This is a genomic window from Rhizobium sp. LCM 4573, assembly GCF_001854865.1.
Taxonomy (GTDB): domain Bacteria; phylum Pseudomonadota; class Alphaproteobacteria; order Rhizobiales; family Rhizobiaceae; genus Neorhizobium.
In genome coordinates this window covers 893,348-917,504 of the sequence record NZ_MDDW01000001.1, presented here as the reverse complement: position 1 = coordinate 917,504, position 24,157 = coordinate 893,348, and the positions used below count along the sequence as shown (strand labels likewise).

Annotated in this window: 21 protein-coding genes; 14 read left to right on the top strand and 7 right to left on the bottom strand. The window is 61.6% G+C overall.

The features are described 5' to 3' along the window. The first annotated feature begins 11 nt into the window (after positions 1-11). Positions 12-1,052, top strand: coding sequence for a UDP-glucuronic acid decarboxylase family protein (locus LCM4573_RS04595; protein WP_071004878.1), 1,041 nt, complete (start codon positions 12-14; stop codon positions 1,050-1,052). Between the two features lie 3 nt (positions 1,053-1,055). After that, positions 1,056-1,814, top strand: coding sequence for a TIGR04290 family methyltransferase (locus LCM4573_RS04590; RefSeq protein WP_071004877.1), 759 nt, complete (start codon positions 1,056-1,058; stop codon positions 1,812-1,814). Between the two features lie 4 nt (positions 1,815-1,818). On the opposite strand, the gene iolG is transcribed toward LCM4573_RS04590, so the two are convergent. After that, on the bottom strand, positions 1,819-2,814 hold the full coding sequence (iolG, locus tag LCM4573_RS04585; protein WP_071004875.1) for an inositol 2-dehydrogenase: 996 nt from the start codon (positions 2,812-2,814) through the stop codon (positions 1,819-1,821). A gap of 172 nt (positions 2,815-2,986) precedes the next feature. Between iolG and LCM4573_RS04580 the strand changes: the two genes are divergently transcribed. The 6 genes from LCM4573_RS04580 (at position 2,987) to LCM4573_RS04555 (ending at position 10,552) form a co-directional block, all read left to right on the top strand. Continuing rightward, complete coding sequence (locus LCM4573_RS04580; protein WP_071004872.1) at positions 2,987-3,802, top strand: MurR/RpiR family transcriptional regulator; 816 nt, start codon at positions 2,987-2,989, stop codon at positions 3,800-3,802. 111 nt (positions 3,803-3,913) lie between these two features. Then, complete coding sequence (gene iolC, locus LCM4573_RS04575) at positions 3,914-5,842, top strand: 5-dehydro-2-deoxygluconokinase (RefSeq protein WP_071004870.1); 1,929 nt, start codon at positions 3,914-3,916, stop codon at positions 5,840-5,842. Continuing rightward, positions 5,839-7,662 (top strand): 3D-(3,5/4)-trihydroxycyclohexane-1,2-dione acylhydrolase (decyclizing), encoded by a 1,824-nt coding sequence (gene iolD / locus LCM4573_RS04570; protein WP_071004868.1) that lies wholly within the window; start codon positions 5,839-5,841, stop codon positions 7,660-7,662. The genes iolC and iolD overlap by 4 nt, the downstream gene beginning before the upstream one ends. A 1-nt stretch (position 7,663) precedes the next feature. Further along, entirely contained in the window at positions 7,664-8,584 is a 921-nt protein-coding gene (gene iolE / locus LCM4573_RS04565) for a myo-inosose-2 dehydratase (RefSeq protein WP_071004866.1), read from the top strand. Then, positions 8,581-9,390: a 5-deoxy-glucuronate isomerase gene (iolB, locus tag LCM4573_RS04560; RefSeq protein WP_071004864.1), complete on the top strand. Its 810-nt coding sequence runs from the start codon at positions 8,581-8,583 to the stop codon at positions 9,388-9,390. Before iolE ends, iolB begins: the two co-directional genes overlap by 4 nt. A 43-nt stretch (positions 9,391-9,433) precedes the next feature. Further along, complete coding sequence (locus LCM4573_RS04555) at positions 9,434-10,552, top strand: Gfo/Idh/MocA family protein (protein WP_071004862.1); 1,119 nt, start codon at positions 9,434-9,436, stop codon at positions 10,550-10,552. Positions 10,553-10,665: 113 nt separating this feature from the next. Here the strand turns inward: LCM4573_RS04555 and LCM4573_RS04550 are convergent, their stop codons facing one another. From LCM4573_RS04550 to gcvA, 4 genes are all read right to left on the bottom strand, one after another. Continuing rightward, positions 10,666-11,694, bottom strand: coding sequence for an ABC transporter permease (locus LCM4573_RS04550; protein WP_071004860.1), 1,029 nt, complete (start codon positions 11,692-11,694; stop codon positions 10,666-10,668). A 30-nt stretch (positions 11,695-11,724) separates the two neighbouring features. Beyond that, the gene (locus tag LCM4573_RS04545; protein ID WP_071004859.1) at positions 11,725-13,266 is read right to left on the bottom strand and encodes a sugar ABC transporter ATP-binding protein; all 1,542 of its coding nucleotides are present in this window, start codon (positions 13,264-13,266) and stop codon (positions 11,725-11,727) included. A gap of 70 nt (positions 13,267-13,336) precedes the next feature. Beyond that, entirely contained in the window at positions 13,337-14,266 is a 930-nt protein-coding gene (locus LCM4573_RS04540) for a sugar ABC transporter substrate-binding protein (RefSeq protein WP_071004858.1), read from the bottom strand. A gap of 331 nt (positions 14,267-14,597) precedes the next feature. Continuing rightward, on the bottom strand, positions 14,598-15,563 hold the full coding sequence (gene gcvA / locus LCM4573_RS04535) for a transcriptional regulator GcvA (RefSeq protein WP_071004857.1): 966 nt from the start codon (positions 15,561-15,563) through the stop codon (positions 14,598-14,600). Positions 15,564-15,726: 163 nt separating this feature from the next. Between gcvA and speB the strand changes: the two genes are divergently transcribed. From speB to LCM4573_RS04505, 6 genes are all read left to right on the top strand, one after another. Further along, complete coding sequence (speB, locus tag LCM4573_RS04530; protein ID WP_071004855.1) at positions 15,727-16,785, top strand: agmatinase; 1,059 nt, start codon at positions 15,727-15,729, stop codon at positions 16,783-16,785. A 75-nt stretch (positions 16,786-16,860) separates the two neighbouring features. Next, positions 16,861-17,949, top strand: coding sequence for a PotD/PotF family extracellular solute-binding protein (locus LCM4573_RS04525; protein WP_071004853.1), 1,089 nt, complete (start codon positions 16,861-16,863; stop codon positions 17,947-17,949). A gap of 199 nt (positions 17,950-18,148) precedes the next feature. Beyond that, positions 18,149-19,183, top strand: coding sequence for an ABC transporter ATP-binding protein (locus tag LCM4573_RS04520; RefSeq protein WP_071004851.1), 1,035 nt, complete (start codon positions 18,149-18,151; stop codon positions 19,181-19,183). Next, positions 19,180-20,034, top strand: coding sequence for an ABC transporter permease (locus LCM4573_RS04515; RefSeq protein WP_071004850.1), 855 nt, complete (start codon positions 19,180-19,182; stop codon positions 20,032-20,034). The genes LCM4573_RS04520 and LCM4573_RS04515 overlap by 4 nt, the downstream gene beginning before the upstream one ends. After that, positions 20,031-20,825, top strand: a complete 795-nt coding sequence (locus tag LCM4573_RS04510) for an ABC transporter permease (protein WP_071004849.1) — start codon at positions 20,031-20,033, stop codon at positions 20,823-20,825. Before LCM4573_RS04515 ends, LCM4573_RS04510 begins: the two co-directional genes overlap by 4 nt. Further along, complete coding sequence (locus LCM4573_RS04505; RefSeq protein ID WP_071004843.1) at positions 20,822-21,595, top strand: carbon-nitrogen hydrolase family protein; 774 nt, start codon at positions 20,822-20,824, stop codon at positions 21,593-21,595. Before LCM4573_RS04510 ends, LCM4573_RS04505 begins: the two co-directional genes overlap by 4 nt. 36 nt (positions 21,596-21,631) lie before the next feature. On the opposite strand, the gene LCM4573_RS04500 is transcribed toward LCM4573_RS04505, so the two are convergent. Together LCM4573_RS04500 and araD are read right to left on the bottom strand one after the other, a co-directional pair. Further along, on the bottom strand, positions 21,632-22,357 hold the full coding sequence (locus tag LCM4573_RS04500; RefSeq protein WP_071004835.1) for a ribonuclease activity regulator RraA: 726 nt from the start codon (positions 22,355-22,357) through the stop codon (positions 21,632-21,634). Between the two features lie 14 nt (positions 22,358-22,371). Next, the gene (gene araD / locus LCM4573_RS04495) at positions 22,372-24,099 is read right to left on the bottom strand and encodes an L-arabinonate dehydratase (RefSeq protein WP_071004833.1); all 1,728 of its coding nucleotides are present in this window, start codon (positions 24,097-24,099) and stop codon (positions 22,372-22,374) included. Positions 24,100-24,157: the final 58 nt, after the last annotated feature.

The window sequence follows — 24,157 nt, the reverse complement described above, 5'->3', positions numbered from 1 at the left end:
GAGAGTGTCTAATGCTGCAACGGACCCGCAACGGAAAACGCAAGACCATTCTCGTGGCCGGCGGTGCCGGTTTCGTCGGCTCGCATCTTTGCGATGCACTGCTCGCCCAGGGTGACCGGGTGATCTGCATCGACAGTTATATCACCGGCTCCGAAACCAATGTTCGGCCGCTGATGAACCATCCCGAGTTTCGAATGATAGAGAAGGATATCTGCGACTTCCATGAAATGGACGAGCGGCTGAACCAGATCTACAATCTCGCCTGCGCAGCCTCGCCGCCGCAATACCAGGCGGATCCCGTTCATACGATGATGACCTGCGTTGCCGGCACCGGCAATCTGCTGGCGCTGGCCGAACGACATGAAGCTTCCTTCCTGCAGGCCTCGACAAGCGAGGTCTACGGCAATCCGGAAGTTCATCCGCAGCGGGAAGACTATCGGGGAAACGTCAACTGCACCGGGCCGAGGGCTTGCTATGATGAGGGAAAACGCGCAGCCGAAACGCTGTGTTTCGATCTGCTGCGCTCCGGCCGGGTGGACGCGCGCGTCGCCCGCATCTTCAACACCTATGGCCCGCGCATGCAGCCGAATGACGGACGCATCGTCTCCAACCTGATCGTCCAGGCGCTATCGGGTGAACCGCTCACCATCTATGGCAGCGGAGAACAGACCCGCTCTTTCTGCTATGTTTCGGACATGGTGGCTGGCCTGATCGCGCTCATGAATGTCGACCCCAATCCCGAAGCCCCTGTCAATCTCGGCAATCCGGGCGAATTCACCATCAATCAACTGGCGGACATGGTGCTCGCCATGGTGCCGTCCCCCTCCGAAATAGTCCACAGATCGCTGCCGAAGGACGATCCGCAACGCCGCCGACCCGACATTTCCCGGGCGAAGGCGCTTTTGAAATGGGAGCCGGCCATATCACTTTCGGAAGGGCTACGGCAGACGGTGGACTGGTTCTCCACGACGCCTCTCCGGCAGGAGCGGCCGCGGATCAAACCGTCTCTTCGGCGGTTGCCGACTTCGACAGGCATTTCCCTGGGAGCTTGACCCATGGATGCGAGGAGGAATAACGCGAGAGCGGATTTGGAGGAAAAGATCGCGGAACTAGGTCCCTGGTTCCACAACATGGAAATCGACGGGATCAAGACCGCGCCGGATCATTTCCTCGGAGACTATCCCGCCTTCAAGTGGGCGAAGTTCAAGCAGGTATTGCCTGACGATCTCCAGGGCCGCAGCGTACTCGACATCGGATGCAATGCGGGTTTCTATTCACTCGAGATGAAGCGACGCAATGCCGGCCGGGTGCTCGGCATCGATTCCGATCCGCACTATCTGCGGCAGGCGAGATTCGCGGCGGAATATTCGGACCTGGAAATCGAATTCCGGGAAATGTCGGTCTATGACGTGGCGAAGCTCGGCGAGATCTTCGATCTGGTGATCTTCATGGGCGTGCTCTATCACCTGCGCCATCCGTTGCTTGCGCTCGACCTGATCCACGACCATGTGGTCGGCGACCTTATGCTGTTCCAGTGCCTGCAGCGTGGCAGCGAGCGCATTCCCGACCTTGCGGGAGACTATGATTTCTCAGAGGAAGAGATATTCGACCGGCCGGATTATCCGAAGCTCTTCTTCGTGGAGGAACGCTATGCCTCCGACCCGACCAACTGGTTCTTCCCGAACAAGGCCGCAACTGAAGCCATGCTAAGAAGTTCCGGTTTCGTGATCGAAGCCAATCCCGAACCGGAGGTCTATCTCTGCCGGCGCGGTGAGCGGCACTATGCGGCCGATCCTCCGCCGATCCCGAGGTGAAGCTTCAATAGCTGACGGTGACCGCCTTGCCTTCTCTTGCCGCGCGAACCGCCGCATCCGCGAGCGTCAGAGCGATCAACCCGTCCTCCGCTGTAGGCGAAGGCGGCGTACCGGCCTCTAGGCTATCGATGAAGGCGGAGATTTCCGCGGCATAGGCCGCCGTGTAACGCGTCATGAAGAAATCATGCAGTGGCGGCCGGGTATAGCCATCCTTGGTGGCGAGCTMGATCGAGACCGGCCGCTGGTTTTCCGCTGAGACGGAACCGAGCGAACCATGTACCTCGATGCGCTGATCATAGCCGTAGCTGGCGCGCCGCGAATTCGAGATCACGCATTGCCTGCCGCTCGCTGTCGTCAGGATCAGGCTCGCGCTGTCGTAGTCGCCGAGTTCGCCGATCTTCGGATCGACGAGCACGGAACCTGAGGCCATGACGCTGACGATCTCCTCGCCGAGCAGGAAGCGGGCCATGTCGAAATCATGAATGGTCATATCGCGGAAGATGCCGCCGGAGACCTTGATGTATTCGGCGGGCGGCGGGCCTGGATCGCGGCTGGTGATGGTCACCATTTCTACCGTGCCGATCTTTCCGTCGTCGATCGCCTGACGTACAGCGCGGAAATGCGGGTCGAAGCGGCGGTTGAAGCCGAGCATTACCTCGGCGCCGGTCTTACGGACCGTTTCCAGGCAGGTTCTCGCCCGGGTCAMGTCGAGATCGATCGGCTTTTCGCAGAAAATTGCCTTGCCAGCCCTGGCGAAACGCTCGATCAGGTCCGCATGGGTGTTCGTAGGGGTGCAGATGATAACCGCATCGATCTGCGGATTGGCCTCGACAGCATCGATGGTGCTGACCGCGCAGCCGGCGCTATCGGCAATCGCCTGAGCGGCCGCCGGCATGGCGTCCACAACGGCGACGAGCTTCGCCCGCTTATCTTCCGCGATCGCGCGGGCATGCACCTTGCCGATGCGCCCGGCTCCGAGCAGCGCGAGTTTCGTCACCATGTGTCTCCTCCCAAGGATGTCTGAGCCATTCCATTTCGGAGCCGTCTTCAGCTTGCGCCACTGGTCTGAAATGATAGTGCTCGAATTGTCCAAATCTCGATTTGGAATATATGTTCTATTTTGCTAGATTGCGATTTCGTTCATGTCAAGCAGTGAAGCAGGAAGTGAAGTCATGGGAGAGACCGGCGGGCCGGCCACCATCAAGGCGTTCGAGGAGCGATTGCTGGAAGTGTCGGAAGACCTTCCTAAGCGCCTGCGCCAATGCGCCGATTATGTTGCGGCCAACAAGGACCGCATCGCCGTTTCTACCGTCGCGGAAATGGCGGAAGGCGCCGGCGTTCAGCCGTCCGCCTTCATGCGCTTCTGCCAGATTCTCGGCTTTTCCGGCTTTTCGGAAATGCAGCGGCTGTTTCGCGATTCCTATGTGGGCGGCTGGCCGGATTATTCGACGCGCCTGCACCACCTGCGGGAAAAAGCGGAGGGCAGCCCCTCGGCGCTGCTTGCCGAGTTCGTGGAGGCGGGGCGTGCTTCGCTGGAGAACCTCCTGAAGACGATCGAGCCGCAGACGATAGAGCAGGCGGTACAGGCGCTCGCCGGCGCCCATATGATCCATATCATCGGGCTGAGGCGCTCCTTTCCCGTTGCCAGCTACATGGCATATGCCTTCGAGAAGATGGATGTGCCGGCTATGCTGCACAGTGCTGTCGGCCGTCTCGACAATCGCAATGCCATTCGCTCCGGGGACGTGCTGCTCGCCATCACCTTTTCCCCTTATTCGTCCGAGACCATCGAACTGGTTGAATCAGTGAGGGAGCGCGGCATTCCGGTGGTGGCGCTCACGGATACGATCGTCAGCCCATTGCGGAAATTCGATGCGATCGCGCTTTCGGTGTCGGAGGTGGATTTCGGCGCTTTCCGCTCGCTTTCGGCGACCCTCTGTCTCGCGATTGCGCTTTCAGTTGCCGTCGGAACGCGACGTTCTGTCTGAATATTCGTATTGAAATGTAAAAAAATGGAATTTATAGTCCATTATTGAGATGTGCGGAATGCCAAATGGAGGGGCATTCCGGAGCGGCTCGCTGCCGGCAGGGAGGAAAACTTGACGTCACTCGATCTCATCACGATCGGCAGGTCCTCCGTCGATCTTTACGGCGCTCAGGTCGGCGGACGCTTGGAGGACATGGCTTCTTTCAACAAATATATCGGCGGTTCGCCGACCAATATCGCCGCCGGCGCGGCGCGGCTTGGTTTGAAATCGGCCGTCATCACGCGGGTCGGTGCGGAACATATGGGGCGGTTCATCCGCGAACAGCTCATCCGCGAAAATGTCGATGTGCGGGGCGTGAAAACCGATCCGGAGCGGCTGACGGCGCTGGTTCTGCTCGGCATCCGGGACCACCATCAGTTTCCGCTGATCTTTTATCGCGAGAACTGTGCCGATATGGCGCTTTGCGAGGACGATATCGATCCGGCCTTCATCGCCGAGGCGCGCTGTGTCTGCGCCACCGGCACGCACCTGTCCCACCCGAACACCGAAGCCGCCGTACTGAAAGCGTTGCGGCTTGCAAGGGAGAACGGCGCCCGCACCGCCCTCGATATCGATTACCGCCCCAATCTCTGGGGACTTGCGGGGCACGAGGCGGGCGAAAGCCGCTTCATCGAATCCGAGAAGGTGACGGCCAAGCTCCAATCGACGCTTCATCTGTTCRACCTCATCGTGGGCACGGAAGAGGAATTCCATATCGCCGGCGGCTCCACCGACACGCTGGAAGCGCTGAAGGYAGCGCGCAAGGTTTCGAACGCGGCGCTCGTCTGCAAGCGCGGGCCATTGGGTGCGGTGGTTTTCGAAGGCGAAATTCCGAACAGCCTGGATGATGGACAAACCGGGGAAGGATTCCCGATCGAAGTCTTCAACGTGCTCGGCGCTGGAGATGGTTTCATGGCCGGCCTCATGAAGGGATGGCTCACCGGCGAGGACTGGCCGACGGCCTTGAAATACGCCAATGCCTGCGGTGCCTTTGCGGTCTCGCGGCATGGCTGCACACCCGCCTATCCGAGCTGGGAGGAGCTGCAATATTTCTTCCGCACCGGCATCCGCAACAAGGCGCTGCGCAAGGATGCCGCGCTGGAACAGGTCCACTGGTCCACCACGCGTACAGGCGACTGGCCGGAAATCCGGGTTTTCGCCTTCGATCATCGGATGCAGCTGGAAGCGATAGCCAAGGAAGCCGGAAAGGAACAGGTCCTGATCGACGACTTCAAGGCGCTCTGCCTCCGGGCTGCGCTGGAGGTTTCGGGGGAGCGGCATGGCTACGGCATTCTCTGTGATGGCAGGCTCGGGCGCGAAACCCTCTACAAGGCGACAGGCACGGGCCTCTGGATCGGCCGCCCCGTCGAGTGGCCAGGGTCGCGGCCGTTGACGCTGGAGCCGGAGCTTGGTTCGGATTTTGGCGGGCTCAACGAGTGGCCGCTCGATAACGTCGCCAAGGTGCTCTGCTTCTACCATCCGGACGATGCGCCGCAGATGAGGGCCGAGCAGGAAGAAGTCATCCAGCGCCTCTTTGCGGCGACACGTCGGAACCGGCTGGAAATGCTGCTGGAAGTCATCCCCTCGAAGGTCGGCCCCGCCGACGACGGAACGGTGGCGCGGGTGATCGAGCGTTTCTACGAGATCGGTGTCTATCCGGACTGGTGGAAGCTCGAGCCGATGAAGACGGAAGCCTCCTGGGGCAATGCCTGCAAGGCGATCCTGAAGCATGATCCCTATACACGTGGTATCGTCGTGCTTGGCCTTGATGCGCCGATGGCGGAGCTTAGGGAGAGCCTGAAGACGGCCRCACGCTTCGACCTCGTCAAAGGTTTTGCAGTGGGGCGCACGATCTTCGGCGAGGCTGCGCGACGATGGTTTGCCGGCGAGATCCGCGACGAGGAGGCGGTGGCCGAGATGGCGGGCAAGTACCGCGACCTCTGCACGTTCTGGGATGCGGTTYGGGCGGAGGCGAAAAGCGGAAAGGGAGAGACAAGATGAAGACCGTGAGGCTGACGGCGGCGCAGGCGATGGTGCGCTACCTCGCCAATCAGATGACCGAGGAGGATGTGCCGTTCATTTCCGGTATGTGGGCGATCTTCGGCCACGGCAATGTTGCGGGCATCGGCGAGGCGCTTGCGGGCATCCAGGAAGAGCTTCCGACCTATCGCGGCCAGAACGAGCAGTCCATGGCGCATGCGGCGATTGCCTATGCCAAGCAGCTTCGCCGCAAGCGGGCCATGGCGGTGACTTCCTCGATCGGGCCAGGTGCGGTCAACATGGTGACGGCAGCGGCGCTCGCGCATGTGAACCGCCTGCCGGTGCTTTTCATTCCGGGCGATGTGTTCGCCAATCGCGGACCCGATCCGGTATTACAGCAGATCGAGGATTTCGGCGACGGTATCGCCACCGTCAACGATTGCTTTCGGCCCGTCAGCCGTTATTTCGACCGTATCAGCCGGCCGGAACACTTGCTGACCGCACTTCCGCGCGCCATGCGGGTGATGACCGATCCGGCCGATTGCGGACCGGTGACACTTGCCTTCTGCCAGGACGTGCAGGCCGAGGCCTATGATTATCCCGAGAGCTTTTTCGAGAGAAAGGTTTGGCACTGGCGGCGACCGAAGCCGGACGAGAACGAGCTGAAACGCGCCGTCGAAGCGATCAGGGCCGCGAAGCATCCGGTCATCGTAGCCGGCGGCGGCGTGCATTACTCCGGTGCGACGGAGGTGTTGCAGGATTTTGCCGCCAGGTTCCGCATTCCGGTCGTCGAAAGCCAGGCCGGTAAATCCGCATTGCCCTGGGATCATGCCTGCAACTTCGGCCCCGTGGGTGTTACGGGTGCGTCAAGCGCCAACGCGATCTGCGAGAATGCCGATCTGGTGATCGGCGTCGGCACGCGTTTCCAGGATTTCACCACCGGCTCCTGGGCGCTCTTCAAGAACCCGAAGCGGCGCATCCTTTCCCTCAATGTCCAGCCCTATGACAGCGTAAAGCATGAAGCCATCCCGCTCGTCTCGGATGCCAAGGTCGGGCTTGAGCTGATCGGTGCGGCGCTCGGCGAACATCGGTTCGAGGAGCCGGACAGCCGGTTGAAGGTGGAATGGTTCGCCAAGGCCGATGCGGTGACGGCCGCCCCGAAGGACGGCAATCTGCTGCCGACGGACATGCAGGTGATTGGCGCCGTTCAGCGCGCATCGCGCGACAATACCGTCGTGATGTGCGCCGCCGGCACCATGCCCGGCGAGCTGCATCAGCTCTGGAAGGCGGGCAGGCCGCTTTCCTATCATATGGAATACGGCTTCTCCTGCATGGGTTACGAGATCGCCGGCGGACTCGGCATCAAGCTGGCGGAACCCGATCGTGACGTCATCGTGATGGTGGGCGACGGCTCCTACATGATGATGAATTCGGAGCTTGCGACAGCCGTCGCCATGGGGATCAAGATCACCGTCGTCATCACCGACAACCGCGGCTATGGCTGCATCAACCGACTGCAGATGGCTACCGGTGGTGCCGAGTTCAACAATCTTTACAAGGACACCAATCAGGYCAATCCGATGCTGATCGATTTCGCCGCGCATGCGGCCTCAATGGGTGCGGAGGCGCGAAAGGTATCGACCATAGCGGAACTGGAAACGGCACTCGATGAAGCGCAGGGAGCCAAGGCCGCAACYGTGATTGTCATCGATACCGATCCTTATCCAACACCGGATGCAGGGGGTTTCTGGTGGGATGTGGCGGTGCCGGAGGTTTCCTCCCGCAGGCAAGTGAACGAGGCTCGCGCGGCTTACGAGGCGGCGTTGAAGGAAAGACGGTAAGATGATTTTGTACGGCACCAATCCCATCGCGTGGTCGAACGACGACGACCGCACGCTCGGCGCGCATATCAGCCTCGACCAGTGCCTGGATGAGGCTTCGAAAATAGGCTTCGACGGCATCGAGAAGGGGCACAAGTTCCCGCAGGAGCCGGGCGCGCTCAAGGCCGTGCTGGAGCCGCGCGGGCTGCGCTACGTCTCGGGCTGGCATTCCCTAAATCTATTGACCAACTCCATCGAAGAGGAAAAGGCAGCCATGCAGCCCGCCCTCGATCTTCTGAAGGCGATGGGTTCGAAGGTCATCATCGTCTGCGAGACGTCGAACGCCATTCATGGCGATGATGCTAAGGCTTTGAACGAACGGCCGCGCCTTGAGGAAGATCGATGGCAGGCTTTTGGCGCGGGCGTCGAAGCACTGGCGGAGTTTGCTGCAGGGCAGGGCATCACGCTCGTCTACCATCACCACATGGGCACGGTGGTCGAGAGTGAAGATGAGATCGACCGGCTGATGCTGCACACGGGCCCGTATGCGAAGCTGCTGCTGGACACCGGCCATTGCCTCTTCGGCGGCGGAAATCCGGAGCGGCTAGCCAGAAAGCACATGGCGCGTGTCGGGCACATCCATGCCAAGAACGTGCGGCCGGAGATCGCCCGCCAGGTTCGGGAGGATAGGCTTTCCTTCCTCGAAGGCGTGCGGCGCGGCGTCTTCACGGTGCCGGGCGATGCGGCAGGTGGTGTCGAGTTCACACCGGTGCTGAGGATCGCGGCCCAGCACGGCTATCAGGGGTGGCTGGTCATCGAGGCGGAGCAGGACCCGGATGTCCGCAATCCCTTCGAATACCAGAGCATGGGTCTTTCCTCGCTCAAGGCGATGGCGCAGGCGGTCGGTCTCGACAAGGTTCCGGCGGCGGAGGCGAGATCATGACCAATCTGTTGCRCAAACCCGAGGGCGCGAGGGGCAAGGTGCACGACGTGACGCCGAAGGATGCCGGCTGGGGTTATGTCGGCTTCGGGCTCTACAAGCTGAAACCGGGTGAAAAGGCTGCCGAGCAGACCGGCGAGACGGAAGTGATCCTCGTGCTGGTGGAAGGCAAGGCGAAGATTGCCGGCGGTGGCAAGGATTTCGGCGAACTCGGCGACCGCATGACCGTCTTCGAGCGTAAGGCGCCGCACTGCGTCTATATCCCCGCGGGGGCTGAATGGAGCGCGACTGCGACGACCGACTGCCAGCTTGCCGTCTGCACCGCGCCGGCCAAGCCCGGCCGTGAGGCGCGTGTGATCGGTCCGGAAGGGCTGGCTCTCACCGAACGCGGCAAGGGGGCGAACACTCGCTACATCTTCCCGATCGCCATGGAAGAGCGCGACGTGGCGGAGAGCCTGCTCGTCACGGAAGTCTTCACCCCTTCGGGCAATTGGTCGTCCTACCCGCCGCACCGGCACGACGAGGACAATTATCCGGAGATGACCTATCTGGAGGAAACCTATTATCACCGGCTCAATCCGGCGCAAGGTTTCGGCTTCCAGCGGGTATTCACGGAGGACGGATCGCTGGACGAGACCATGGCGGTTGCCGACGGCGATCTCGTGCTCGTGCCGAAGGGGCACCATCCCTGCGGCGCGCCCTATGGCTACGAAATGTACTATCTCAACGTGATGGCCGGGCCGATCCGCAAATGGCGGTTCAAGAACCATCCCGACCATGACTGGATATTCCGGCGCGACAATCCCTGACGCGCTGTCTTGAACGTCTTCGGCATCGAACTGGGAGGATGAGATGGCTGGCTTGGGTGTCGGGCTGATCGGGACTGGCTATATGGGCAAATGCCATGCGCTGGCTTGGAACTCGGTGGCGAGCGTCTTCGGTGATGTCGAAAGGCCACGGCTGGTGGCGCTTGCGGAGATCGATGCCGATCTTGCCGCACGCAAGGCGGCGGAACTCGGTTTCGCGACTTCCACCGGCAACTGGCGCGACCTGATCGCCGATCCGGCCGTCGATATCATCTCCGTTACTACGCCGAACGCCTTCCACGCCGAAATGGCGATCGCCGCGCTCGAAGCCGGTAAGCATGTCTGGTGCGAAAAGCCGATGGCGCCGCTGCTTGCCGATGCGGAGCGCATGCAGGCTGCCGCCAAGCGATCCCGCAAGCTTGCTGCGATGGGCTACAATTACATCCAGAACCCGATGATCCGCCATATCAAGGCGTTGATCGCGGAAGGAGCCATCGGCACGGTCAACCATGTCCGCGTAGAAATGGACGAGGATTTCATGGCCGATCCGAACGCTCTCTTCTACTGGAAGAGCGAGGCGGCATCCGGCTATGGCGCGCTAGACGATTTCGCCGTGCACCCGCTCTCGCTGCTCTTCATGCTGTTCGGTCACGTGGATGCGGTTATTGCCGATATGGTGAAACCCTATTCCGAACGGCCGCTTGCCGGCGGCGGCAGCCGCGGGGTCGAGAACCACGATGTAGCAAGCGTCCTGATGCGCCTTCAAGGTGGTGTCTCGGCCGTTCTGATGGCGAACCGCTCTGCCTGGGGCCGCAAGGGCCGCATCGCCCTGCAGATCTTCGGTTCGGAAGGCTCGATCCTCTTTGACCAAGAACGGATGAACGAATTCGAACTTTATCAGAACAAGGACGGCAAGGCCGAGCAGGGATTCCGCAGGGTGCTCGCCGCACCGGAGCACGCGCCTTACAACCGCTTCATCCCAGCCCCCGGCCATGGCCTCGGCTTCAACGACCTGAAGATCATCGAATGCCGGGAACTCATCTCTGCAATCAAGGGGGAGAAGGCGCATCTGATCGGCTTCGATGATGGCCTCCGGATCGAGCGCAGCGTGCATGCCATGGCCCGTTCATTCGCTGAACGGCGCTGGGTTTCGGTCGAGACGTGATTTCTCTCTGTATTCCCTGAAGTCAAAGGCCGCCTTTTGGGGCGGCTTTTGCGTGGGCAAAAAAAAGCGGCGCCGAAGCGCCGCGCAGTTGGCCTGGGAGGAGGATTGATTTCTTAAACCTTGGCCCGCTTCTTCTGGCGGTAGACGTCGGCCACCACTGCGGCGACGATGATCATGCCCTTGACGATCTCCTGGTAGTAAGCGTCCACGCGCAGGAAGGTGAAGCCGGAGGTCATGACGCCGAGGATGACTGTGCCGATCACAGTGCCGGTGATACGCCCCGCGCCGCCGGCGAGCGAGGTGCCGCCGATGACGGCTGCCGCGATGGCGTCGAGTTCGTACATCACGCCCATGCCCGCCTGTGCCGTCTGGGCGCGGGCCGCGGTGACGACGCCTGCGAGGCCCGCCAGCATCCCGGCGATCGCATAGACCTTAACAAGGTGCGCCTCGATATTGATGCCGGAGACGCGGGCCGCCTGCACATTGGCGCCGATCGCATAGGTGAACTTGCCGTAACGGGTATAGCGCAGCGCGACGTGAAAGATGATCGCCACAGCCAGGAAGACGACGACCGGCCAGATGCCCGTGCCGATGAAGGTGAAGTTCTCGGTCAGGCCGGAGACCGGCTGACCTTTCGTATACCATTTGGAAATGCCGCGGGCCGTCACCATCATGCCTAGGGTGGCGATGAAGGGCGGTATTTTCGTTCTGGCTATGAGCTGGCCGTTGATGAAGCCGGCCAGCAGGCCCGCTAGAATGCCGACTCCGATCGGCACGAAGAAGGGCATGTCGGTGAGGCTCGGATAGAGCGCTCGCGGCCAGGTGGAGGACTGGGCGACACTCGCCGACAGCATTGCCGTCATGCCGACGACCGAGCCTGAGGAAAGATCGATGCCGCCGGTGATGATGACCTGCGTCACTCCGACGGCGATGATGCCGATCACCGAGACTTGCAGGATCATGATCGTCAGACGCTGCTGGTTGAAGAGGAAGCTCTGGCCGACGAGGATCCAGCCGAGCAGCTCGTAAACGAGCGCGATGGCGATCAACACGAGGAAGATGTTCGCTTCGGGCGGCATGCGCCGCCGGCGTCGCGCCGGGGTCACCTTGAGATTGCCTTTTGCGGCAGTGTCCGTGCTCATTGTCTTCTCCTCCCTGGGTCTTCGTTGGCGTCAGCGCGAGGCGAGATCCATGACCTTGATCTGCGTCGCTTCCGCGCGATCGAGGAAGCCGGTCACCCGGCCTTCGTGCATGACCATGATCCGATCGCTCATTCCGAGGATTTCCGGCATTTCGGAAGAGATCATGATGACCGCCACGCCGTTGCGTGCCATTTCGCAGACAAGCCGGTGAATCTCCGCCTTGGCGCCGACATCGATGCCGCGCGTCGGCTCGTCCAGGATGAGGATACGCGGATGGGTGAGAAGCCAGCGGCCGATCAGCACTTTCTGCTGGTTGCCGCCGGAAAGGTTCTCCACACGCTCGGYGAGGCTCGGCGTCTTCACGCGAAGCTTGCGGCACATTTCCTCGCAGACTTCCTCCAGCTGGCTTTCCTGCACGAAGCCGTTCTTGACGAACTTGTCCTGAAGCACCGCGAGCTGCATGTTTTCCAGAACATCCAGGATCAGCAGGCAGCCGGTGTCCTTGCGGTCTTCGGTCAGGAAGGCCATGCGATTGCGGATGGCGGTGGTAGGCGTATCGATCACCACGGGCTTGCCGTCGATCTCGATCGTGCCGGAGGTCGCGGGCGTGACGCCAAACAGGGTTTCGGCGACATTCGACCGGCCGGAGCCGACGAGACCCGCCACGCCGAGGATTTCGCCGGCACGCAGATCGAACGAAACATCGTTGAAAATGCTCTTCAAAGTCAGGTTCTTCACCGAAAGAACGACATTGCCGATCGGCATCTCTTCCTTCGGGAACATCTGGGTGATCTCACGGCCGACCATCATGCGGATGATGTCGTCTCGGGTGACCTCTGTGGAGGCGTGGGTGCCGATATACTTGCCGTCGCGGAATACGGACAGCTCGTCGGCGATCTCGAAGAGCTCGTTCATCTTGTGGGTGATGTAGACGATGCCGATGCCCTGGTCGCGCAGACCACGGATGATACGGAAAAGGTGATCGACCTCGCGCTCGGTGAGCGCCGAAGTCGGCTCGTCCATGATGAGGACGTCGGATTCATAGGAGACCGCCTTGGCGATCTCAACCATCTGTCGGTTGGCGACCGAGAGGTCGCCGACCTTCGCCTCCGGATCAATGCCGATATTGAGGCGGTCGAAGAGCTCCTCCGTGCGCCGGTACATCTCGCCGTGATCGACCAGGCCGAAGCGGTTGAGGGGCTCGCGGCGAATCCAGATGTTCTCCGCGACCGTCATATAGGCCATCAGGTTCAGTTCCTGATGGATCATGGCAATCCCGTTCTCCAGCGCGTCGAGCGGGGAGGAAAGGCGGATGCCGACACCCTTCAGCTGCACCTTGCCCTTGTCCGGCTGATAGATGCCGGCAAGTATTTTCATGAGGGTAGATTTCCCGGCGCCGTTTTCACCCATCAGCGCATGCACGCTGCCGCGCTTCAGCCGGAAGGAGACGTCGTCGAGGGCGACCACGCCCGGAAATTCCTTGCGGATACCTTCGGCGGAAAGCAGATATTCCGCGTTCGGAATTGCGCCGCTCTTGCGCACGGCAGCCATTGTCGACGGGCTGACAACCATCGCCATCTCCTCAAGGCTCGATCGGGCAAATCGGGATGCGGGTTAGCCCCGCATCCCAGGTTTGTTCACGTCAGTTCTTGGCGACGAATTCCTGAACGTTCTCCGGTGTCACGAGCTGGAAGGGGATGTAGACCTTCTTCTCGACCGTCTCGCCCTTGGCGAGCTTCAAGGCTGCGTCCAATGCACCCTTGCCCTGGCCGGCCGCATCCTGGAAGACCGTCACGTCAAGGTCTCCGGCCTGCATGGCGGCGAGCGCATCCTGCGTGGCGTCGACGCCCGCCACAACGACGTCCTTCATGTCTTTACCGGCTGCTTTCAGCGCCTGAATGGCACCGATCGCCATCTCGTCATTGTTGGAGATCACCGCGTTGAACTCAATCCCGCTCGACAGCCAGTTGGTGACGAGGTCGGAGCCTTGCGTGCGCTGCCAGTTCGCCGTCTGCTCCTCGACGATCTCCATGCCCTTGCATTCGTCGGTGGCAACGATGTCGTGCACCGCCTTGGTGCGCATGCGGGCGCCCTGGTTGGAAAGCTCGCCCATCATGATGACCGCCTTGCCCTTGCCGCCGAGAAGACGGCAGACTTCCTTGGCCTCCAGCGTGCCGGCGACGATTTCTTCCGAGGCGACGAAGGCCTGCTTGTCCGGCAGGCTGTCGACGTTGACCGGCTCGCGGTTGACATAGACGAGCGGGATGCCGGCATCCGCGGCGATCTTTGACATCGCGGTAGTGGCATCGGTATCGACTGGGTTGACGATGATGGCGTCGACGCCCGCGGCAATGAAGTTCTGGATCTGGCTCTGCTGCTTGGCCACGTCGTTCTGCGCGTCTTCCACCTGCAGCGTCACGCCATCCATGGTCTTGGCGTAATCCTGCATGCCGTTGCGGAGCACGGTCAGGAAGTTGTCGTCGAACAGCGCCATGGACACGCCGACGGTTTCGGCGTGCGCGGCGGTGCTCAGCAGGATGGACAGAGTGGCGCCTAAAAAGAGCTTCTTCATGGTGATTTCCTCCTCAAGCGGTGTCCGGTGCCACCTGTTCTCGCCGGAAACCGGCCTCCGACCGGTTGCGCATTCCCCCGCGCTCCCAACGCGGGCGGCGAAACGGAACAAATGAACCGCTTCCCTGGAATGCGGATAATTTATTCCATTTTTTGGATTGGCGTCAACGGTACCGGAAGTGGAAAAGGAAGAATTCACCGCGAATCCCTGGATTTCTTGCCGTTATCGCCGACCGATCTCGAGTGAGATGATGGAATATTCGTTCCAATTTTAGCTCGCGTCTTGGCCGAAATGATGGAGCGGCAAGATCAAGGCAGAGAGGAAAGGAGTATTATGAGCCGGGTTTTTCTGCACCCTTGCCGCCTCGCGAGCGGATGAGCGTGCGCGCGGAGGTCTGCACCTGCGGCAGATGGTCGGCCTCCAGCGATGCGAAGAGCCAGTCGATGAAGACCCGCACGATCGGGGTCGAGCGTATGGCGGGCCTGCAAGCGACATAGAAGGCATCGTTTGCAGGGACGCTCAGATCGAAGGGTACGATCAGCTCGCCCTTGGCGATGAGTTGGCTCGCGGTGATCGTATCGCCGAGCGCTATTCCATGACCGTGCAATGCGGCTTCGGTGGAAAACCGAGCATCGCCCATGAAATGCTGCTGGCGACGGGGCAGATCGATCGCATCCGCCGCGGCAAGCCAGGTATTCCACTCGCGCCCGTCGGCATCGCCGTGCAGCAGCACATGGTCCTCCAGATCGCGGATGGAGCGCAGCGGCCGGCTGTTCAGGAGTGTCGGGCTCGCTACAGGAAAAAGCCGCAGGTTGCTCCAAAGGCGCGCCCAGGCATCCGGCCAGTTGCCGTCTCCGTAGAGAATACAGACATCGATATCGGGGGAATGCAGCCCTGCGGGGTCGTTCGATGCGGTGAGTTTCAGCCTTACGCCCGGAAACTGCTCGGTGAAGGAATTGAGGCGCGGCACGATCCAGAAAGAGAAGAGCGCCGGAACGCAGGTGATCGACAGTTCGCCGCTGGTGGCAGGGCGTTTCATCTGCGCGGTCGCTGCTGCGATCTCGCCGAAAGCCTGGGTGACGGCCGGCAGCAGGAGCGCGCCTTCCGAGGTGAGTTTGAGGCGTTTGGAGCCACGCTCGAACAAGGTGACGCCGAGGGATTCCTCCAAGGCCTTGATCTGATGGCTGACCGCACCGTGCGTGACGTTCAGCTCCCTTGCCGCCGCCGAGACGGAGCCGCGCCTTGCGGTCGCCTCGAAGGCCCGCAGCGGATTGAGGGGAGGGAGCCGGCTGGTCATTCCGGATTGTTCCGATGTGAGTTTTTCTCACATCATCTGCTAGAACAATCTCAATTGCTTTTCCAGCCCGTCTCGGCGGATAATGATGAAAACAGAGGCTGCGATCCTCAGAGAACAAAAAATAGGCTGCGTGCGCGCGGCCTCATGAACAGGTGAAGCAATCATGGCATTCGACGCGAAGAAGCTTGAGGAATTGCGGACGAAATTTCTTGCTGGCCAAGGCAGTGAAATCTTCGATCCGAAGTTCCGCAAGGTCGCCGACAAGATCTTCAACAAGCGTGGCACCCGCGTCGCGCCCTATTCCGGAATTCCTACCTTCGTGAGCGCGCCGCACCTGCCGGTGGATGCCGAAAACCCGGATTTCGAAGACCTGCAGGTGGCGATCCTCGGTATTCCGATGGATCTCGGCGTTACCAACCGGCCGGGTTCCCGCTTCGGGCCGCGAGCTCTGCGGGCTATCGAGCGCATCGGTCCCTATAACCACGTGCTGGAATGCGCACCGGTCTTCGACTTGCGGGTTGCGGATATCGGCGACGTTCCTTTCCGCAGCCGCTACCGGCTGGAGATGAGTCATGAGGATATCGAAAAGCGCGTCGGCCAGATCGTCGATGCCGGCGTGCTGCCGCTCTCGGTCGGCGGCGACCATTCGATCACGCATCCGATCCTGAAAGCAGTCGGGAAGAAAGCGCCGGTCGGCCTCATCCATATCGATGCCCATTGCGATACGAGCGGCTTTTTCGACGAGACGAAATTCCACCACGCAGGTCCGTTCCGCAACGCCGTGCTGGACGGCGTGCTCGACCCGACCCGGACGATCCAGATCGGCATCCGGGGCGCTGCGGAATATCTCTGGGAGTTTTCCTATGCTTCCGGCATGACGGTGATCCATGCGGAAGAGGTGACCGGCATGGGCATCCCGGCGATCATCGAGAAGGCAAAGGCGATCGTCGGCGACGGGCCGACCTATCTTTCCTTCGATATCGACAGCCTCGATCCGAGCTTCGCGCCAGGCACAGGCACACCGGAGATCGGCGGGCTCACCACCCGTGAGGTGCTGGAGCTCATCCGGGGTCTCAAGGGCATCAATCTCGTCGGCGGCGACGTGGTGGAGGTCGCGCCGCAATACGACGCGACCAATAATACCGCCCAGACCGGCGCGCAGATATTGTTTGAAATCCTCAGCTTGATGGTCTTCAGCCCTTCCGTGAAGGGGCGGGCCTGAGATAAATGCGCTATAAAGAGTGGGAACTCGCCCCGCTGACCATGTACCGCGCGGGCAAACAAAGGAGTAAGGATCATGCGTGACATTCTCAACGGCAAACTCGGCCGCCGCGCCGTGCTCGGGGCCGGGCTTGCCGGCGCTTCCATGCTGGCCATGCCGGCGGTGCTGCGCGCCCAGGACAAGAGCCTGAAGGTCGGCGTCTACGGAGGCTTCTTCAAGGATTCCTTCGACAAGAACATCTTCGCCGATTTCACCAAGGCGACCGGTATCGCCGTCGAATCCGTCGCTGAACCGACCGGCGAAGCCTGGCTGGTGCAGCTCGAGCAGGCCGCGCGCGCCGGCGCCGCCCCTGCAGACGTTTCAATGATGTCCCAGGTTGCGATCCTGAAGGGCCAGGCGAACGATCTCTGGGCGCCGCTCGATGCGGCCAAACTGCCGAACAGCAAGAACCTCATCGACCGCTTCATCAACAAGTATCCGGATGGCCGCATCGCCGGCATCGGTGCCGTTTCCTGGTATATAACGCTGGTAACCAATACCGACGTCTATAAAGAGGCGCCTACGTCCTGGGCAGCATTGTGGGACCCCGCCAATGCCGACAAGCTCGGCCTTCTGGCGCTCGTCTCCAATTCCTTCCTGCTGGAGGTGACCGCTAAGACCCATTTGGGCGGCACCAATGCGCTGGATACCGACGAAGGCATCATCAAGGCGCTGGAGAAGCTTGCCGAAGTGAAGCCGAACGTGCGGCTCTGGTATCGCGACGAAGCGCAGTTCGAGCAGGCGCTGAAATCCGGCGAAATCCCGATGGGGCAATATTACCACGACGTCACGGGGCTTGCCGCAGCCGACGGCTTCCCGGTCCGCTCCACCTTCCCGAAGGAAGGCGGCATCCTGGATTCCGGCTCCTGGGCCGTTTCGCGCGCCTCGAAAAAGACCGAGGAGGCGCATGCCTTCATCGACTATATGTGCCAGCCGGCAATCCAGGCGACGCTTTCCCGCAAGGTCGGCACTTCGCCCACGGTCAAGCGCGATCTGCTGGATCTGACGGACAAGGAATTCGCGGCGGTTTCTTCCGATATCGAGCCGATCATTCCGCGTTACGACCTCTATCAGACCAAGTCCGACTTCCTGAACCAGAAGTGGACGGAGATGATTGCGGGATAAGGCGAGCGCCGCTAAAGATCGCCCCTCATCCGGCTGCCGCCACCTTCTCCCTGCAGGCGGGGAGAAGGGATACGCCTTACCGGATTCGCGCTTCTCGCCCCGGTGCTAGGCAGGTTGCCCCTCCCCGCCTGTGGAGAGAGGGTTAGGGTGAGGGGCAAAACATGTTATCTACACCCGCCCAACCAAGCGCGGAGACCGAATGTCCGGATTGAACCTCAACAATGTGACGAAGCAGTTCGGCACGTTTACCGCCGTCAATGATGTCAGCCTTTCCGTTCCGGACGGCACGTTCGTCTGCCTGCTCGGCCCATCCGGTTGCGGCAAGACCACGCTGATGCGGATGATCGCCGGGCTCGACCTCCCGACCCACGGCTCGATCAATCTTGCCGGCCACGACATCACCGAAGTACCGACCCACAAGCGCGAGCTTGGCATGGTCTTCCAGTCGCTCGCGCTCTTTCCGCATCTGACGGTCGGCGAGAACATCGCCTATTCGCTGCGCATCCGCGGCGTCGGCAAGGAGGAGCAGAAGAAGCGGGTGGACGAGCTTCTGGCGATGATCCATCTGCCGGGTTTTGCGGACCGCTCCGTCAGCAAGCTTTCCGGCGGGCAGCGCCAGCGCGTCGCGATCGCCAGGGCGCTCGCGATTTCGCCCAAGCTCTTTCTGCTCGATGAGCCGCTTTCGGCGCTCGATGCCAAGCTGCGCGAGGCCATGCAGGTGGAACTGCGCCAACTCCAGCAGCGGCTCGGCATCACCACGATCGTCGTAACCCACGACCAGCGCGAGGCGATGACCATGGCCGATACGGTCGTTGTCATGAACGGCGGCGAAATCCGCCAGGCCGCGCCGCCGGTCGAAATCTATCGCCGGCCCGCCGACAGTTTCGTTGCCGATTTCATCGGCCAGACCAACCTCATTCCCTTCTCGGTGGACGGCGCCGGGCGCGCGACCGTTCTCGGCGAGGCGGTCGAGGGGCTTTCTGTTTCCCAAGGCGCCAAGGGCATGCTTTCCGTCCGTCCGGAGGATGTTCAGCTGACGGCTCCCGGCCATGGTGCAATCACGGGTACGGTCAGTTTCGTCCGTGATCTCGGCGGTGCGATCGAAACCTTCGTGGAAGCGGGCGGCCAGCAGATCGTCGCGGTTTCCTCGCCGCGCAACCGGCCTGAGGTGACGGTCGGCCAGAGTGTCGGTATCCGCCTCGATCCGGAAACCAGCGTGGTGCTCGCAAAATGAGACGCGAACCGCCCCAGCGCCTTGGTGATTACGGTCCGCTCTTTTTCCCGGCCGGGATGCTGACCGTATTCTTCGTGGTGCCGTTCGCCACGATGATCGCCGTTTCCTTCTTCCAGCGCGAGCAGGGCGGCTTCTACCAGCCGGCCTTCGTGCTGGACAATTATGCCCGTTTCCTCAGCCTGTTCTTCGGCCGGGTTCTGGGCTTCTCGCTGATGCTGGCGATCGCGGTGGCAATCGCCTGCGTCGTAATCGGCATTCCCTTTACCTACCTTTTGTCGCGTTCGAAGCGGAAGATACAGATCCTCTGGCTGGTGGCGCTGCTCTCCATTCTGTCGCTCTCGGAAGTGATGATCGGCTTTGCCTGGTCTACGTTGTTCTCGCGCACCGCCGGCCTCACCAATCTCTTCGTCTGGCTGGGATTGATGACGCAACCGCAGGCGCTGACGCCGAGCTTCGGCGCGGTGATGACGGCGATGACCTACCAGGCTTTTCCCTATACCGTTCTGGTCCTCTATCCGGCACTCGTGCGGCTTGATCCGACGCTGACGGAAGCGGCCCGCACGCTCGGGGCCTCGCCGGTGAAGGCCTTTTTCACCGTGGTCGTGCCGGCGCTCAGAAACACCATTCTCGCAACGCTCATCATGGTCTTCATCTTCGCGCTGGGTTCCTACCTGCTGCCGCAGCTTCTCGGCCGGCCGCAGCATTGGACGCTTTCGGTGCTCATCACCGATCAGGCGATCTACCAGTCGAACATGCCGTTTGCGGCAGCCATGGCCGTCTTTCTCGTTCTGGTGACGCTCGCCCTCGTAGGATTGGCACTCTATGCCGGACGTCAGAAGGAGGCTGCATGACCGCGCTGCGCCGCCTTTTCTTCTTTGTCGTCGGCCTGTTTCTGGCCTTGCCGCTGATCGTCGTCGCCGGTGTTTCTATCAACGAGAAACAGACGCTCGCCTTTCCGCCACAGGGTTTTTCGCTTTCCTGGTATGGCGAGATCTTCACCAATAGCGAATGGCGCAATGCGCTGATCGCATCCGTTACGCTGGCTGCGCTTTCGGCCGCGCTGGCACTTCTCGTTGCTTTGCCGCTCGCATGGTTCCTGTGGCGGCGGGTAGCGCCCTGGGCGAACATCTTCCGGCTTCTCGGTGTGGCACCCTTCACCTTGCCGCCGGTCATCACGGCGCTGGGGCTGCTCACCTTCTGGGCGACGACCGGCTTTTACGGCCAGCCCTGGACGGCGGTCATCAGCCACGCGATCTTCTTCGTTACTCTGCCGCTGGTGACGCTGTCGCTCGGGTTTACGGCGATCGACCGCTCGCTGGTGGAAGCGGCTGCGACCATGGGTGCCGATGACAGGACGATCTTTCGTACGGTCGTGATGCCGCTGATCCTGCCCTATGTGGTCTCCGGCTATGCCTTCGCCTTCGTGCTGTCGCTCAACGAATATATCGTCGCCTACATGACGGTGGGCTTCACGATGGAGACCCTGCCGATCAAGATCTTCAACGCGCTGCGATACGGCTATACGCCGACCATGGCCTCGGTCACGGTGCTGTTCCTGGCAATTGCAGCAGTGGTCTTCGGCCTCGTCGCCCGCTTCGGCGACCTGCCGAAATTGCTCGGAGCCATGGCGGAGGACAAATGAAAATTGCCGGTCTCCAGATGCAGTCGGTCATGGGAGATGTCGAGGCGAACCTCGCCAAGATCGAGGCTGCTGCGAGTGAGGCCGCTTCCCAAGGCGCCGAGTTGCTGATCGCACCGGAACTGGCGTTGACCGGCTATGGTGCGGCTGAGAAGTTTCCGTCGCTTGCCGCTCCTGCCCATGGCGAGATCACCGACCGGCTTTCGGATATGGCTGCAAGGTATGGTCTGGCAATCGTGGCAGGCTTCGCCGAGAAGACCCACGAAGCCGTCTTCAACAGCGCTTTCTTTGCCGACGGCAAAGGGCAGACAGCGGTTTATCGCAAGTGCAACCTCTATGGACCTTATGAGCGGCAGTGGTTCCGCCAGGAGGACCCGCGCGAGGTGCTGGCTACAGTGGGAAGTCTTCGGCTAGGCTTCCTGATCTGCTACGACGTGGAATTTCCGGAAAACGTCCGTCGTCTGGCAAAGGCCGGCGCCGATCTCGTGGTTGTGCCGACCGCGCTGCCGGAGGGCTGGTCCGGCAAGTTCATTGCCGAGCACATGATCCGGGTGCGTGCCTTCGAGAACCAGGTCTTCGTTGCTTATATCAACCATTGCGGAGCGGACGAGAACTTCACCTATGCCGGGCTTTCGCGGATCGCCGCGCCTGACGGCAGCGTGCTGGCCGAAGGTCCGGCTGGAGGCGAAGCGCTGCTGATTGCAAAGATCGATCCTGCCGCATTTGCCAAATCGAAAACGGAAAATACCTATCTGGCCGATTTGCGTCGGTAAGACACCGCGACACCGATCGCCGCGGTGCCTATATGGTTAGCGGCCCTTTGCGGCTCGCCACTTGGCGAAATCCGCCTTGGTCTCTTCCTTCGTCGCCGGGTATAGGCCGATGATAGAGCGGCCGTTCAGCACTTCCTCGGTGACGAAATCCTCGAAGGTGGTCATTTCCACGGCCTCGTCGGCGATCTCCTCCGCCAGATGTGCGGGCACGATCACCACCCCTTCGGCATCGCCGACGACGACGTCGCCCGGCCAGACCGCGACGTCGCCRCAGCCGATCGGCACGTTGTTGTCGAGCGCCTGGTGCAGCGTCAGGTTGGTCGGGGCCGATGGGCGGCTGTGATAGGTTGGAATATCGAGTTCGGCGATCTCCGGGCTGTCCCGGAAACCGCCATCGGTGACGACGCCGGCCACGCCGCGCACCATCAGCCGCGAGACGAGAATGGAGCCGGCGGAAGCGGCCCGCGGGTCCTTGCGGCTGTCCATCACCATCACATGGCCGGGCGGGCAGCGCTCGACCGCCGCGCGCTGCGGATGTTCCGGATTCTGAAAGACGGTGAGCGGGTTCAGGTCCTCGCGCGCAGGGATGTATCGCAGCGTGAAGGCCTGCCCCACCATGTTGCGGGCCTTGGGCTTCAGCGGATRCACATCCTGGATGAACTGGTTGCGCAGGCCGCGCTTGAAGAGCGCGGTGCAGAGCGTCGCGCAGCTCACGCTTTCGTATTTCTTGCGCGTCGCGTCGGAAAGCACGTAGTCGGTCATCAGGTCTCTCCCGCTTAGTAAATGTCTGGTTCACCGGCCGCGGCGCCGAATTCCCGCTCCAGGAAGTCGAAATCGCAGCCTTCATTGGCCTGCTTGATGTGTTTGGAGAACATCCAGCCGTAGCCGCGCTCGTATTTCTCAGCCGGCGGCACCCATTCGGCGCGGCGGCGGGCAAGAGTCGCCTCGTCCACCAGCATGTCGATCCGCCGGTTCGGCACGTCGACGCGGATGATGTCGCCCGTCTTGACCAGTGCGAGCGGCCCGCCGACATGGGATTCGGGCGCGACATGCAGGATGCAGGCGCCATAGCTCGTGCCGCTCATGCGGGCATCGGAAATGCGCAGCATGTCGCGATAGCCCTGCTTGAGGATCTTCTTCGGGATCGGCAGCATGCCCCATTCCGGCATGCCGGGGCCCCCCTTGGGGCCGGCATTGCGCAGGATCAGCACGTGATCGGGCGTGACGTCGAGATCCTCGCGGTCGATCATCGCCTTCATCTCGGGATAGCTGTCGAAGACGAGCGCCGGCCCCTCATGGACGCGCAGCCGCTCCTCACAGGCGGCGGGCTTCATCACGCAGCCATCGGGAGCGAGGTTACCCCTCAGGACCGCAAGCGAGCCCTCCGGATAGATCGGGTTGGAAAGCGGCCGGATGACGTCGTCATTATAGACCTCCGCGCCCTTCAGCGTCTCTCCGAGCGGGAAGCCGCTGACGGTCATTGCATCGAGATCGAGAAGATCCTTGATCTCGGCCATCAGGGCTCTGAGACCGCCGGCGTAATAGAAGTCCTCCATCAGGTACTTCTTGCCGGAAGGCCGGATATTGGCCACCACGGGCGTCGTGCGGCCCGCGAGATCGAGATCGTCCAGCGAAAGCGGCACGCCGGCGCGGCGGGCCATTGCGATCAGGTGCACGACGGCATTGGTGGAACAGCCGGTCGCCATCGCCACTGTCACGGCATTCTTGACCGAGGCGGGCGTGATGATCTTTCCCGGTGTCAGGTCTTCCCATACCATTTCGACGGCGCGGCGGCCGCAGCGTGTGCTCATGCGGATGTGGTTGGCATCGGCAGCCGGGATCGAGCTTGCCCCAGGCAATGTGAGGCCGAGGGATTCGGTGATCGCGGTCATGGTGCTCGCGGTGCCGAAAGTCATGCAGTGACCGTAGGAGCGGGCAATGCCTTCCTCGACACCGACCCACTGCTCGTCGGAGATCGTGCCGGCGCGCCGCTCGTCCCAGTATTTCCAGGCATCCGATCCGGAGCCCAGCCATTCGCCCTTGTAATTGCCGCGCAGCATCGGGCCGGCCGGAAGAAAGATCATTGGCAGGCCGGCGCTGACCGCGCCCATGATGAGGGCAGGGGTGGTCTTGTCGCAGCCGCCCATCAGCACCGTGCCGTCGATCGGATGTGCGCGAAGCAGTTCCTCGGCCTCCATGGCCAGGAAATTGCGGTAGAGCATCGACGTGGGCTTCAGCGCGCTCTCGGAGAGCGACTGCACCGGAAGCTCCACCGGAAAGCCGCCCGCCTGCAAAACGCCACGCTTCACGTCCTCGACGCGTTCCTTGAAATGGGCATGACAGGCATTGAGATCCGACCACGTATTGAGAATGCCGATGATGGGTTTCTTGCCCCAGTCCTTCTCGTCGTAGCCCATCTGCATCAAACGCGACCGATGACCGGACGAACGCAGGTCGTCGGGCGCGAACCATCTCGCGCTGCGGAGAGTATCTGCCTTTTTCATTGATCGTCTTCCAGAATATCCTGTTTGGCCCTGTCCGATGCTCCGTCCGGTTTGTCTC